We start from the raw sequence: 14460 nt of genomic DNA on the forward strand, positions 1-14460 counted from the left end.
GTTGGCGTTGCGCGGCGCGGCGTTGGCCGGGCGCGAACGGGGCGCGCCGGCGTTGCCGCCGCGGCCGCCGTTACGGCCGCCGCCGCCACGCGGCTGGCGCGAGTCTTCGTCGCGTTCCTGGCGTTCGAAGGCGGCGGCGCTGGTGGCGGGCGGGGTCCAGTCGGCCACCGGCTTGCGCTCGATGGTCTTCTTGATCAGGCGCTCGATGTCCTTGAGCAGCTTGATTTCGCTGTTGTCCACCAGCGAGACCGCGGCGCCGGTGGCGCCGGCGCGGCCGGTGCGGCCGATGCGGTGCACGTAGTCTTCCGGCACGTTGGGCAGTTCGAAGTTCACCACCTGGGGCAACTGGTCGATGTCCAGGCCGCGGGCGGCGATGTCGGTGGCCACCAGCACCGTCACGGTGCCGTCCTTGAAGCCGGCCAGCGCGCGGGTGCGGGCCGACTGGCTCTTGTTGCCGTGGATCGCGGCGGCGGTCAGGCCGTCCTTGACCAGCTTTTCGGCCAGGCGGTTGGCGCCGTGCTTGGTGCGCGTGAACACCAGCACCTGGTGCCAACCGCTTTCGCGGATGATGTGGCTGATGAGGTCGCGCTTGTGGTGCTGTTCGACCAGGTGCACCGTCTGGGTGACCAGTTCGGTGGCGGTGTTGCGCGGGGTGACCGAGACTTCGCCCGGGTTGTTCAGCACGCCGCGCGCCAGCGAACGGATCTCATCCGAGAAGGTGGCCGAGAACAGCAGGTTCTGGCGCTGCTTGGGCAGCAGGGCCAGGATCTTGCGGATGTCGCGGATGAAGCCCATGTCCAGCATGCGGTCGGCTTCGTCCAGCACCAGGATCTCGACGCCGGACAGGTCGACCGTCTTCTGGCCGCAGTGGTCCAGCAGGCGGCCGGGAGTGGCCACCAGGATGTCCAGCGGCTTGCGCAGGGCGGAGATCTGGGGGTTGATGTTGACGCCGCCGAACATCACCATGGACGTCAGCGAGGTGTGCTTGCCGTAGGTCTGCACCGATTCGGCCACCTGCGCGGTCAGTTCGCGCGTCGGCGTCAGGATCAGGCAGCGCGGGCGGCCGGCCTTGCGGGCTTCCGGCTTGCGCTGCATCAGCAGATGCAGGATGGGCAGCGTGAAGCCGGCGGTCTTGCCGGTGCCGGTCTGGGCGGCGGCCAGCAGGTCGCCGCCCTTGAGGACCTGCGGAATGGCCTGGGCCTGGATGGGGGTGGGCGCGGTGTAGCCGGTATCGGCAATGGCGCGCAACAGGGAATCGGCCAGCCCGAGGTCGGCGAAAGAGGAAGAGGTAGTCAAAACAACTCCAGCGGCAGCCCGTCGCTCAAGTTGAGAGACTCCAATCCAGGCGGACGAATAAGGAGAAAAGGGAAGCGCCCCTGAGGGCGAAGCTTGGCGGCGAAGTGCCTAGCGGACGCGTGCAGATTGGCAAAGCACGCGAAGCGATTGTAGCCGATGCGGCGCTGCGGCACGCATGGGCCGCCGGGCACGGTATTGCAGGGTAACAATTTGCATAACAATCGCACGAAATTAGTGTAATCCCTAGGCTGCCCTCCCTATAATCCGTCGGCTTACCTCCACCAAAAGAATCAAGGGTTGCTATGAAAAAGGCGGCAATAGCGGGTCTGGTCGTTGCACTGGGCGCAATCTGGACCGGCACGGCCTGGTACACCGGCCAGAAGGCCGAGGCGTTCGTCAAGCAGTCGATCGAAGACGGCAACGTCGAACTGCGCAAATTCGGTGAAAAGTGGGGCGTGACGCCCGTGATCGAACTGATGTCGTTCGAGCGCGGCGTGTTCTCGTCGACCGAGCGCTATCGCGTCAAGTTCACCCTGCCCGCCAAGGATGGCAAGCCGGCGGAGGAGCGCGAGCTGCAGTTCGTCGAACACCTGTCGCACGGCCCCTTCCCGTTCTCGAACCTGGCCTCGGGCAAGCTGGCTCCGGCCATGGTCGCGAGCCGCTTCCAGATCGAGGAAACCCCGGCGATCAAGGGCTGGTTCACGGCCACCAAGGGCGCCACGCCGCTGTCCGGCGCCTATAGCGTCAGCTACGGCAAGCAGGTCACCGGCAGCTTCAATCTGGCGCCGGCCGAGGCCTCCAGCAACCAGACCAAGCTGACCTTCTCCGGCATGACCGGCGATGTCGACTTCGACACCAACACCAAGCATGGCGTCCTGGCGCTCAAGAGCGACAGCCTGGCGCTGGACGGTCCGGCCGGCGAGAGCGATATCGTCGGCATGGCGGTCAAGGGCATCACGCTCAACAGCGACCTGACGCCGGGCAAGAGCGATATGGCCATGGGCAGCCAGAAGCTGGTCTTCAAGGAATGGACCATCACGTCCAAGACCCAGCCGCCGGTGCTGTTCAAGGACACCAGCATCGCCGTGGACCTGGCCGAGGCCGACACCGGTGTGAACGCCAAGATGGTGCTGGATTTCGGCATGATCAATGTCCGGGAAAAGGACATGGCGGGCCTGCAGCTGGCCATCGGCATGAAGAACATGGACCCCAAGGCGCTCAAGGCGCTGAATGACGTCTATGAGGCGTCCTCGCGCCGCATGATGCAAAGCGGCGACGACGAAGCCAAGCCCGAGTTCACGCCCGAAGAGCAGCAGATCCTGAAGACCAACGTCGAACTGCTGCTGGCCGGCAACCCCAGCCTGTCGGTGTCGCCGCTGCAGGTGCGCACCGCCAACGGCACCTCGACCTTCAACCTGGACGTGGACCTGGCCAAGCCGGCCTCGACCGACAAGCCGGCCAGCGATGTGGCCATGGAAGCCATCCGCAAGCTCAACGCCAAGCTGGTGCTGTCCAAGGCCAATCTGGCCGACCTGATGGCGATCGAGCCGCAGATGCGTGGCGTGCCGGCCGACCGCGCGGCCCAGACCGCCAAGGGCCAGGCCGAAATGGTCGGCACCATGGCGGTGGCGATGGGCGTGGCCAAGGCGGAAAACGACAACATCGTTTCCTACCTGAACTACGCCGACGGCCAGGTCGACTTCAATGGCAAGAAGATGCCGCTGCAGCAGTTCGTGATGATGGTCATGAGCGGCGCGATGGGCGGCATGCGCTGAGGCGCGGACAACACCCTGGCGCCGGCATGATGCCGGCGCCCAATGCGGGCTGCGGCGCCATCGGGCGTGGCAGCCCGTTTTTCATGCGGGGCGTATGCTTGCGGAGCCGGCCCATGGGGGGCCGCACGGATGCAGGGGCGGGACGGACATCATGCGGAAATGGGTAGCGGCGGGTTGCACCATGCTGGCGTTGGGCGTTATCTGGACGGGGACGGCCTGGTACACCGGCAGGCAGCTGGAGACCGGCATGGCGCAGTTGGCCGAAAGCGCCGCCGAACAGGCGCGGCTGATCGGCGCGAAGCTGGGCGAAACGCTGTCGTTCGAGCAGCTGTCGTACGAACGCGGCGTCTTCACGTCGCGGGGGCGCTACCGCCTGAAGGCGACGCCGTCGCCCAAGGACGGCCCCGGCGCGGCAGGGCGCGATTTCGAGGTGGTGGTGCGCCTGGACCACGGCCCCTTCCCCCTGTATCGCCTGGCGCGCGGACAGCTGTTCCCGGCGATGGTGGCGGCCCGCGCCGACCTGGCGCAGACGCCGTCGGTCGAAACCTGGTTCATGGCAGCCGGGGGCGCCGTGCCCATGACCGCCGAGGCCGTGGCGGGCTATGGCCGCGACATCCGCGCCACGCTGGAACTGGCGCCGGTCGAGCGCGCGCGCGACGAGTCGCGCTTCAGCTTTTCGGGCCTGAAGCTTGAGGCCGACGTGGCCGCCGGCGGCAGGCACGCCGCGGTGGACATCCGCGCCGACCGCGCCGACCTGTTCGAACCCTACACCGAGGACGGTCAGCGCCATACGCGGCGCCTGGCCATGCGCGATCTGGCGATCAGGTACGACGCGAGCCGCGCCGCCGATGAGGCGGGGACCGCGGCTACCCGCGCGAACCTCAAGCAATGGACCATCGAGATCGACGGCGAACCGGTCACGCTGCGCGATGTCGCCTTGACCGCCGACGCCAGGGGCGCCGAGAGCGCGATGAACGCCAAGCTGGCCGTGCAGGTCGCGGGCATCGACACGCGGGCCGGCCAGGCGGCCAACCTGCGCCTGGCCGCCGAGGCGCGCAACTTCGACATCGTGTCGTTCCGCGCATTCCAGGCGTCGGTGGAGGCGACCCGAGGGAGCGCCAGCCTGGGTGACAAGATGGTGGGCGTGGGCCACCTGATGAAGTTCCTGCTGGCCCAGCCGGGCTTTTCGCTGTCGCCGCTGCAGGTGGATACCGCCAACGGTTCCGCGACCCTGCGGCTGGATCTCGACCTGAGCGCGCCCACGCTGTGGAACCACTCGCCCGGCGCGGTCGTCAAGGAAACCGTGCGCAAGCTCGATGCGCGGATGTCGGTGCCGGTCGTCAGCCTGGCCGACCTGATCGCGGTGCGGATGCAGGCCGAAGGCATGCCCGAGGCCGCCGCGCGCGAGGCGGCTGGCCGGCGGGCCGACGAGATGCGCGATCGCTTCCTGCGCGGCCAGTGGGGGCGCCTGGAGGACGGCAAGCTGGTCGCGAGCCTGAACTATAAGGGCGGCCAGGTGGACCTCAATGGCGAACGCATGCCGGTCGAGAGTTTCCTGAGCTGGCTGATGGCGCGTGGCGTGAAGTAAGGCGCCGGCGCGCGTTGCCGTTCAGGCCGGCAACGCGCCAGCCATGACTTCGCCATTGCGCAACACCGCCACATGGAAGCGCCTGTCGGCGGCCCGCATGATGTCCTCGGTCGGGTCGCCGCGCACCAGCAGCAGGTCCGCCACGGCGCCCGCCTCCACCACGCCGTGACCGGCCATGCCCATCAGGTCATGGCCGCGCGAGGTGGCGGCAATCAGCGCGTCGACCGGCGTCATGCCGAATTCCACCATGTAGGCCAGCTCCATCGCGTTCTCGCCATGCAGGTTGAACGGCGTGCCGGCATCCGTGCCCAGCGCGATGCGCCCTCCCGCCTTGTAGTACATCTGGATCGATTCGCGATGGCGCTGCTCCACCGCGCGCGCCTTTTCCACGGCATAGACGGGTATGCCGTTGTCGGCGTTGGCGACGATGTTGCGCACGGCCGCGATGGTCGGCACCAGGTAGGTTTCGGCCGCCAGCATTTCCTCCAGGCACTGTTCGTCCATGAAGATGCCGTGCTCGATCGAGTCGATGCCGGCGCGCACCGCGTTCAGGATGCCCTGCGTGCCTTGCGCATGGCTGGCGGTGCTCTTGCGAAAGCGCTTGGCTTCGTGCACGCCCGCCTTCATTTCGTCGAAGCTGTAGTGCGCATCCATCGGGCTCACGCCCGGCGTCATGACGCCGCCGGTGGCCATGATCTTGACCAGGTCGCAACCGGCGTGGACCTGCTCGCGCACGGCCTTGACCACCTCTTCGCCGCCGTCGGCGACACGGCCGATGCGGTTGCCGTGGCCCCCCGTCATGCAGATGATGCGGCCCGAGGCCTTGATGGTCGGGCCCGGGAACACGCCGCGCGCGATGGCGTCGCGCACGCCGAACTCCAGGTAGTCCTTGCCGCCGCAATCGCGCAGCGCCGTGAAGCCGCCGCGCAGCGCGGCCTGCGCGTTCTCCAGCGCGGTCAGCGTAATCTGGGCCGGGCCTTGTTTCGACATCTGTGTCTGCGGGTCGGCGCCGCCGGTGTAGACCAGGTGCACGTGGCAGTCGGCCATGCCGGGCATCAGCGTCATGCCCGTGGTGTCGATGCGCCGCCCGGCGAAGCCGTTGAATTCGGCGGCCGGCGCCACCCGCGTGACCTGCTTGCCCTCGACCAGCACGCCATGGCCCGGCAGCATTGCGCCATGTCCGTCGAACACCTTGCCGCCGATGAACAGGGTCTGTGGCAACGCACTCATGTCTCGCTCCTTGTCGTGTGGGTGGGGCTCAGCCTTCCACCTCCAGTCCCTCGCGGGACATGGATTGCAAGCGGGGCATCAGCCCCAGCAGGTGCTGGCTGTAGGGATGTTGCGGATGCTCGAACAGCGCCTCGGTGTCCGCCACCTCCAGCAGTTCGCCGTAGCGCATCACGCCGACGCGGTCGCACATCTGGCGGATCACGGGCAGGTCGTGGCTGATGAACAGCATCGTCAGGCCCAGCTGTTCCTGCAGGTCCTTGAGCAGGTTCAGGATCTGCGCCTGGATCGACACGTCCAGCGCCGAGGTCGGTTCGTCGCAGATCAGAAAACGCGGCCGCGTGGCCAGCGCCCGCGCGATGCAGATGCGCTGGCGCTGGCCGCCGGAAAACTCGTGCGGGAAGCGCTCGGCGGCGCGCTCGCCCAGCCCGACCACGTCGAGCAGGTCCGCCACCACGCGGCGCGTCTCGGCCTCGCTGGCCGCCAGCTTGTGGAAGCGGATCGGCTCGGCCACGATGTCCAGCACGCGCATGCGCGGATTGAGCGACGAGAACGGATCCTGGAAGATCATCTGGATCTGGCGCCGGAACGGGTTGAGCTGCTTTTCGCCCTTGAGCGCGGTCAGGTCGGTGCCGCCGAACGTGACCGAACCGCCGCTGGGCGTGTACAGGCCCGAGATCAGCCGCGCCACGGTCGACTTGCCCGAGCCGGATTCGCCCACCAGGCCGAATACCTCGCCTTCGCCGATCGAGAAGTTGACGCGCTTGACGGCATCCAGCGTGCGCTGGTTGCGCTTGAACAAGGCGCTCTTGAGCACGAAGCGCATGCTCAGGTCCCGGACCTGCACCAGCGGGCCTTCGCCGCGTGCGCCGAAGTCGCGCCGCTGGCCGAGCCAGTGCGTGGCCAGGTCGAGCGGCTGGGCCGGCGTCTTGACGTCCTCGATGTAGGTGACCAGCGGAAAGCGCTTGAGCTTGATGTCCGGGCGCGGCACGGCCGAGATCAGGCTGCGGGTGTAGGGATGATCGGGATCGCCCAGGATCTTGGCGGTGGGCCCCTGCTCGACCAGCTTGCCGTGGTACAGCACCGCCACCCGGTCGGTGACGTCCGCGATCACGCCCATGTCGTGGGTGATGATGATCATGCCGACCTGTTCCTGGCGGCAGAGCTTTTTCAGCAGCTCCAGGATCTGCGCCTGGATCGACACGTCGAGCGCGGTGGTGGGTTCGTCGGCAATGATGACCTCGGGTTCGCAGCACAGCGCCAGCGCGATCACCACGCGCTGCCGCATGCCGCCCGAGAACTGGTGCGGATACTGTTGAACGCGCAGCTCGGGCTGGTCGATGCCGACCTGCGCCAGCAATTGCACCGCGCGCTGCCTGGCCTGGTCGTGCGTCAGGTCCAGGTGCACCAGCATGGTTTCGACCAGCTGGCTTTCCACGGTCTGCAGCGGGTCGAGCGAGGTCAGCGGATCCTGGAAGATCATGCCGATGCGGCGTCCGCGCACCTTGCGCTTCTGTGCCGGGGTAAGGGTGTCGATGCGTTCGCCGTCGAGCAGCACCGCGCCGCCGGCCAGACGGCCGGGCGCTTCGAGCAGGCCGATCACGGCGTTGCCGATGGTCGATTTGCCGGCGCCGGACTCGCCAACCACGCCCAGGATCTCGCCTTTCTCCAGCGACAGCGACACGCCGTCCACCGCCACCAGCGTGCCGCGGCGGCTGGGGAATTCAATGCGGATGTCTTCGATGTTCAACAGGGCCATGGCATCCTCAGCGCAGCTTGGGGTTGAGCGCGTCGCGCAGCCAGTCGCCCAGCAGGTTGACCGACAGCACCAGCGCGACCAGCGCGATGCCAGGGAAGATCGAGATCCACCACATACCCGAGAACAGATAGCTGTTGCCGATGCGGATCAGCGTGCCCAGCGACGGCGCGGTGGGCGGCACGCCCACGCCCAGGAACGACAGCGTGGCTTCGGTGATGATGGCGATCGCCAGGTGGATGGTGGCGATCACCAGCACCGGCCCCATGACGTTGGGCAGGATGTGGCGGCGCAGGATGGTGACCGGGCCGATGCCGATCAGCCTTGCCGCCTGCACGTATTCCTTGTTGCGTTCCACCAGCGTCGAGCCGCGCACGGTGCGGGCATACTGGACCCAGCCCGAGATGCCGATGGCGAAGATCAGCACGTACAGGGCCAGCTGGTCGTGCATGTCGCGCGGCAGCAGGCCGCGCGCCACGCCGTCGATCAGCAGCGCCACCAGGATGGCGGGGAACGATAGCTGAACGTCGGCGATGCGCATGATGAAACTGTCGACGCGGCCGCCGGCGTAGCCGCTGATGAGACCCAGCGTGACGCCCAGCACCATCGAGAACAGCACCGAGGCGAAGCCCACCAGCAGCGACACGCGCGAGCCATACAGCACGGCCGAGAGGATGTCGCGGCCCTGGTCATCGGTGCCGAGCAGGAAGTCGGGGCTGCCGCCCTCCTGCCACGCTGGCGGGGTGTTGGCGTCCATGATGTTCAGGGAAGCCAGGTCGAAGGGGTTGTGCGGCGCGATCACCGGCGCGAACAGCGCGCCCAGCAGGATGGCCAATGTGACCACGGCGGCGATGATGGCGCCGGGCGAGCGCTTGAAGCTGTGCCAGAGGTCGCTGTCGGCGGCGCGCGCGAAGAAGGGAGCGATGCGGGCGTTCATGAGGCGGTTCCCTTATTTGCTCTGCACGCGCAGGCGCGGATCGACGGCGAAATACAGCAGATCGACCACCAGGTTGATGACGACGAACATGAAGGCGATCAGCACCAGGTAGGCGGCCATCACCGGGATGTCCACCATGCTGATGGCCTGGATGAACAGCAGGCCCATGCCGGGCCACTGGAACACCGTCTCGGTGATGATGGCGAAGGCGATGATGGAGCCCAGTTGCAGGCCGGTGATGGTAATGACCGGCACCATGGTGTTCTTGAGCGCATGGCGGAAATTGATCAGCCGCTCCGGCAGGCCGCGAGCGCGCGCGAACTTGATGAAGTCGGCGCGCAGCACTTCCAGCATCTCGGCGCGCACCAGCCGCATGATCAGGGTCATCTGGAACAGCGCCAGCGTGATGGCCGGCATGATCAGCGCCAGCAGGCCGGACTTGGTTAGGAAGCCCGTGGTCCACCAGCCCAGCCCGACCACGTCGCCGCGCCCGAAGCTGGGCAGCCATCGCAACTGCACGCCGAAGAACAGGATCAGCAGGATGCCGATGAGGAAGGTGGGCAGCGAGATGCCGGCCAGCGAGATCGCCATGAAGGTCTTGGACAGCACGCCGTGGCGCTTGAGCGCGGTGTAGATGCCCATGGGGATGCCGAGCGCCAGCGCCATCACGGCGGAGACGAACGACAGCTCCAGCGTGGCCGGCAGGCGTTCTTCCAGCAGTTCGCTGACCGGCCGGCGGTGGCGGTAGGAAATGCCGAAGTCGCCGCGCACCGCGTTGGCGACGAAATGCGCGTACTGCACCACGAAGGGATCGTTCAGGCCCAACTGTCCACGCAGCTGTTCGCGCTGTTCGGGCGTGGTGTCCTGCCCCACCATGCTGGCGATCGGGTCGCCGACATACCGGAACATGGAGAACGCGATCAGCGCCACCGTCAACATCACCAGCACCGACTGGATCAGCCGCTGCGCAATAAAGGAAAGCATGGTTGGATGCCCTCTTGGTCGGATAACGCCGGGCCGCGCGTTGCCGGTCGCGGCAAGCGGGGCTGGGCCGGGCGCGCCCGGACGGCTGGCGCCGTCGCGGGGGCCGCATCAAACACGGCGCCGTGCACGCCCTGCGGCGTGGCGCGGCGCCCGGGGACTACGGCAGGACCACGTCGCGCAGGTCGAGCACGTCGTCGGCGCGCTGGATGACCTTGATGTTGTCCTTCACGCCCCATGACATCGGCTGCTGGTGCAGCGGCAGGTAGCCGAAGTCGCTGCGCACGATGCCGAAGGCTTCCTTGATCATCGCGTTGCGCTTGGCCTGGTCGGTCTCGACGCCGATCTTGGCGGTGAGCTCGTCGACCTTCTTGTTGCAGTAGCCGCCCAGGTTGAACTGGCCCGCCGCCGTCTTGGCGTCGCGGCACGCGGCCAGGTTCAGCAGCGTGTTGTGCGCGTCCGTCGAGCTGGGCGTCCATCCGAGCATGTACATGCTGGTCTGGTTGCCGGCCTGCAGCAGGATCTTGCCGAAGTACTTGGACTTGGTCTGCGCCAGCAGGTTGATCTTGATGCCGACGCGCGCCAGCATGCCGGCCACCGCCTGGCAGACCTTTTCGTCATTGACGTAGCGGTCGTTGGGGCAGTCCATGGTGACGGTGAAGCCCTTCGGATAACCGGCCTCGGCCAGCAGCTTCTTGGCGCGTTCCGGGTCCGGTTTGTAGGGCGCGCCGAACGATTCGTCGTAGCCGTTGATGGCGGTGGCGATCAGCGAACCCAGCGGCTTGGCCGCGTTGCGCATGATCTTTTCATTGATGGCCTTGGTGTCCACGGCCAGCACCACCGCTTCGCGCACCTTCGGGTCCTTGAAGGGGTTCTTGCCCTTCACGTCCGAGAACAGCAGTTCGTCGCGGTCCTGGTCCATGCCGATGAAGATGGCGCGGGCCTCGGGCGCGGTCAGCGGCTTGACGCCCTTGGCGTCTTCCAGGCGCTTCCAGTCCTGCACCGGCACCGGCTGCACCAGGTCCATCTCGCCGGAGATCAGCGCGGCCACGCGCGTGGCTTCCTGCGTGATCGGCTGGAAGATGACCTCATCGACGTTGGTCTTGATGTTCTTGTTCCAGTAGCCGTCGTAGCGCTTGAGCACGGTCTTCACGTCGGGCTGGCGCGACACCAGCATGAAGGGGCCGGTGCCGTTGGCGTTGAGGTTGGCGTAGTTGCCCTGGTTGTCGCCCTTGACGTTGGTGGCTTCGGTGGTCTTGTTCTTCTCCGACCACGACTTGCTCATGATGTAGAGGAACACCCACTCGCGCGGCAGGATCGGGTTGGGCGTGGGGGTGGTGACCTCGATGGTGTAGTCGTCGACCTTCTTGATGTCGGAGGCCTTGGCGCCGTAGCCCTTCATGTCGGAGCCCGGCGTCAGGCTGCGCTTCCAGGAGAAGATCACGTCATCGGCGGTGAACGGCGAGCCGTCGTGGAACTTCACGCCCTTGCGCAGCTTGAAGACCCATTTGGTGGGCTCCGGGTTTTCCCAGCTCTCGGCCAGCAGCGGCGTCAGTTTCAGGTTGCCGTCATAGCCGGCCAGCGTTTCGTAGATGTTGCCCTGGAAGCCCAGCGTGAAGGTTTCGTTCAGCGCCATCGGGTCCATCGACGTGGCGTCGCCCTGGTATGACCAATGGAAGGTCTTGGCGGCCGCGCCGGCGCTGAATGCCAATGAGGCAGTCAGCGCAGCCGCCAGCGCCGCGTGTTTCAGGTGGGGGAAAGTACGCATAGCCCTCATGCTCCGTAATGCGCGGATAGCGCGACAGAAGTGATAGGGCCCTGGCCCCACGGGGAGCCGGGGCATGGCGTTGCTGCTTACGACGAAAGGCGGTTCACGGTAGATCCAACCCCTTGTGATTGTCATGGCGGGATGGACCGCACCGATGCAGAACGAATCTTATAGATCGATTCGTTTAAGCGTCAATCGGTTTGGATTGGGGTTAGTACTTGCTTGCTTCGCGTTGCGAATGGTGGGTTTGGCGCGCCACCGGCAGGCCGGCCTCAGGCCTTGGGCGCGGGATCGGCGGCCAGGGTCCGCGCCAATTCGCGCACGATCTGCTTGCGCCGTTCGCTGTCTTCATGGCCCTTGGCCAGCGCCGACCATTCGGGCCGGCTGCGCGCTTCCTTCAGGGCCTCGGGCAAGGGGCCGCGGCGCAGCGCCTCGTCGTCGGGACGGTCGAGCCGCAGCGGCGCGCGGGCGGCGTGGCCGCGGCGCTCCAGTGCGTCGATCAGCTGCCGCTGGCGCAGCGCCAACAGGCGCAGCACCGCGTCGTCGACGCTGATCTCGCGCCAGCCGCGCAGTTTGCCGGCAACGCGTTTGCCAAGCTTTTCCACGCCCTGCCACAGTCCGCCGGCGGCGGCCCCGATCAGCATGCCGGTGCCCAGGCTGAGGCCGGCGCTGAGCAGGTCCACCGCCGCGCCGGCCATGGCGCCGGCCGCGGCGCCCATGCCGACCTGCACGCCCATGTCCTTGAGGGTCTGAGGGTGGAACAGGTCCATGCCCCAGCGTTCGCCTTGCAGCGGCAACGCATCATCGTCGTAATCCGACGCGCGGAAGTTGTACAGCGCCAGCAACGCGGTGACGCAGGCCTGCTCGCGCTGGCGCACTTGCTCACGCAGTTGCCGCGCCGCGGCCGCCAGCGCGGCTTCGTCGCTGGCGCTGGCGATATGCAGCGCGGCGACATCGACCAGCAGGTCGGCCAGCAGTTCGCAGGCGGCGGCGTGGCGCTCGCGGCGTTGGCGCGCCAGATTGTCGGCCAGGCGCGCCAAGGTGTCGGCGTGGCGGTCCAGCAGCACGCCGAGCTTGGCATACAGCTGTTGTTCGCCATTGAGCGGCGGCGCGACGGTATCGAACTCGACGGCGGCGTGCAGGCCCAGCCGCGCCAGCGCCTCGCGCCACTCGGCGGCGCGATGCGCTGGCGCATTGACGAAATTCAGCACCGGCAGCAAGGGCCGGCCGCAGGCCGCCAGGATGGCGAGTTCGTCGCGATGCTTGCCCAGCACCGGATCGCGCGCATCGATCACGTACAGCGCGGCGTCGCAGTCCAGCATCTTCTTCAGGACTCGGGCTTCCTGCTCGTAGCGGCCGTGCGCTTCGGGCGTGTCGAGAAAGCGCCGGATCCGGGCCGGCCCGTCCAGCCGCTCGCCCGGCGCTTCCAGCCGTTCCAGGTATTCGAGCAGCGCGATGCTGTCTTCCATGCCGGGCGTGTCGAACCATTCCAGCACGGCGCGCCCGTCGAGCCGCAGGCGCGCGCCCTCGACGTGGCGGGTGGTGCCGGGCTGGTCGGCGACCTCGCCGAAACGGGTATCGCGGGTCAGCGTTCGCAGCAGCGAGGTCTTGCCGGTGTTGGTGTGGCCCACCACCGCAATGTTGATGAGGCGTTCAGTCATGGCCGTGCTCCAACCACGCCAGCGCGGCGCCTTGGGCGCCAATGACGGCCTGGGCATCCATTCCCAGGGCCGCCAGCCGCTCGCGCCAGAGCGGTTCGCGCGTGTCCGCGCCGGCCGGCGCCAATAACCAAACCCGGGTCAGCGCGGCATGCGCGGCCAGCTCGGCGATCAGCGCCAGCGTGCCGCGATCGGGCGTCTGGCGCGCGTCGCAGGCGATCACGAGGCGCGAGGCGGCCGCGCGCGACAGCGCATCGAGCAGCTGATTGCGCTGCTCCCGGGTATCCAGCGTGCCCGCCATGCGGACCGAGGCGGGCAGGTCGGGCGGCGGCCAGGACAGGTCCGCGGGCAGTTCCAGGCCCAGCAGCACGGGCTGGCCCCCCAGGCCCTGCGGCGCCGATGAGGCCACGCGGGGCTGATGCAGCGGGTCGACCGGACGATCGATGCCGGTGGACTGCGCGGGCGGATCGAGCCGGTCGCGCAAGGCGGCATGGCCGGCCAGCGTGGGATCGATGGCGATGGCGCGCAGCGCGCGCCGGGCGGCGGCCATGCAGGCGAGCCAGGCCGCCAGCCGAGGCAGGATGCCGTAGGTCACCAGCACGCCGATCAACCATAGCGACCATTGCACCTGGGCATCGGCGGCCAGGGCCTGGCTGCCGTCGCTGGCCCGCACCATGGCGGCGTCGGGCAGCGGAAAGCCCAGTTGCGCCGGCAGCCAGCCCATGGCGTGCGTCAACCAGACAAAGGTGTCGGGCGCCAGCAGCGTGGTGGCCCAGACGAAGCGGTAGCTGGCGGTGGTCAGCAGCGCCAGCAGGGTGGCCAGCGCCGCGCCCAGCCCGGCCAGCCAGAGGCCATGGCTGACCGAACCGAACAGCCAGCGCAACGCGCCGGCGCGGCCGAGCAGGTTGAGGAACGCCTGCGGCACCAGGGCGCCGTCGGGGCCGCGCGCCAGCTTGCGCGTCGCCCAGAGCCAGAGCCGTCCCAATGGCGTCATGGCCGCCGGCCGCAGCAGGAAGCTGGCCAGCCACAGCAGGAAGGTGATGGCGTGCAGGCCCAGCAGCGCGCCCAGCGCCCACAGCACATTGACCGGACGGCTGCCGTCGCCCAGGGCGCCGGCGGCCACGCCAGCGCCCGACAGCAGGGCCAGCAGCACCAGCACGACCAGCACGGCGGCGGCGCTGCGGCGCCAGCCGTCGACCAGCGGCGTCAACTGCTCGCGTTGCGCCAGCAATTGGGCGCGGGCCAGGATGCGTTGCCGCAGGGGGACGTCGAGCTGGCGCACCTGGCGCACCACGCCGCTGTCTTCCAGCGGTCCCCAGTGCGCTTCGCGCAATCGGACCAGTTCGGCCAGCCAATGGGCGCGCAGCGGCGTCTGGCCGGCGGCATCGAGGGGGATGGAAACGTCGCGGGAAGTCGGCGATGGCATCGCGGGCGGGGCAGGCGATCAGGCCGCGAAGGGCGATGCGACATTGTA

Annotated in this window: 10 protein-coding genes; 2 read left to right on the forward strand and 8 right to left on the reverse strand. The window is 67.9% G+C overall.

The window, feature by feature from the left end; genetic code table 11:
- Window positions 1–1296: DEAD/DEAH box helicase (locus HV742_RS19625; RefSeq protein ID WP_175146189.1), on the reverse strand; the 1296-nt coding region annotated here is incomplete at its 3' end.
- 302 nt (window positions 1297–1598) lie between these two features.
- On the opposite strand from HV742_RS19625, the gene HV742_RS19630 reads away from it, so the two are divergent.
- Window positions 1599–3071, forward strand: coding sequence for a YdgA family protein (locus HV742_RS19630; protein WP_054515606.1), 1473 nt, complete (start codon window positions 1599–1601; stop codon window positions 3069–3071).
- Window positions 3072–3222: 151 nt separating this feature from the next.
- Entirely contained in the window at window positions 3223–4659 is a 1437-nt protein-coding gene (locus HV742_RS19635; protein ID WP_254601195.1) for a YdgA family protein, read from the forward strand.
- A gap of 21 nt (window positions 4660–4680) precedes the next feature.
- Here the strand turns inward: HV742_RS19635 and HV742_RS19640 are convergent, their stop codons facing one another.
- The 7 genes from HV742_RS19640 to HV742_RS19670 form a co-directional block, all read right to left on the reverse strand.
- Window positions 4681–5889: a metal-dependent hydrolase family protein gene (locus HV742_RS19640; RefSeq protein WP_175146191.1), complete on the reverse strand. Its 1209-nt coding sequence runs from the start codon at window positions 5887–5889 to the stop codon at window positions 4681–4683.
- Between the two features lie 28 nt (window positions 5890–5917).
- Window positions 5918–7645 (reverse strand): ABC transporter ATP-binding protein, encoded by a 1728-nt coding sequence (locus HV742_RS19645; RefSeq protein WP_049070514.1) that lies wholly within the window; start codon window positions 7643–7645, stop codon window positions 5918–5920.
- 7 nt (window positions 7646–7652) lie between these two features.
- On the reverse strand, window positions 7653–8579 hold the full coding sequence (locus tag HV742_RS19650; RefSeq protein ID WP_054418367.1) for an ABC transporter permease: 927 nt from the start codon (window positions 8577–8579) through the stop codon (window positions 7653–7655).
- 12 nt (window positions 8580–8591) lie between these two features.
- Window positions 8592–9563: an ABC transporter permease gene (locus HV742_RS19655; protein ID WP_175146192.1), complete on the reverse strand. Its 972-nt coding sequence runs from the start codon at window positions 9561–9563 to the stop codon at window positions 8592–8594.
- 157 nt (window positions 9564–9720) lie between these two features.
- Entirely contained in the window at window positions 9721–11328 is a 1608-nt protein-coding gene (locus tag HV742_RS19660; protein WP_175146193.1) for an ABC transporter substrate-binding protein, read from the reverse strand.
- Between the two features lie 272 nt (window positions 11329–11600).
- Window positions 11601–12989: a GTPase/DUF3482 domain-containing protein gene (locus HV742_RS19665; RefSeq protein WP_175146194.1), complete on the reverse strand. Its 1389-nt coding sequence runs from the start codon at window positions 12987–12989 to the stop codon at window positions 11601–11603.
- Window positions 12982–14412: a DUF2868 domain-containing protein gene (locus HV742_RS19670; RefSeq protein ID WP_175146195.1), complete on the reverse strand. Its 1431-nt coding sequence runs from the start codon at window positions 14410–14412 to the stop codon at window positions 12982–12984. Before HV742_RS19670 ends, HV742_RS19665 begins: the two co-directional genes overlap by 8 nt.
- Window positions 14413–14460: the final 48 nt, after the last annotated feature.

The sequence above is a fragment of the Achromobacter ruhlandii genome (genome assembly GCF_902859695.1).
GTDB classification, from domain to species: Bacteria; Pseudomonadota; Gammaproteobacteria; order Burkholderiales; family Burkholderiaceae_B; genus Achromobacter; species Achromobacter ruhlandii.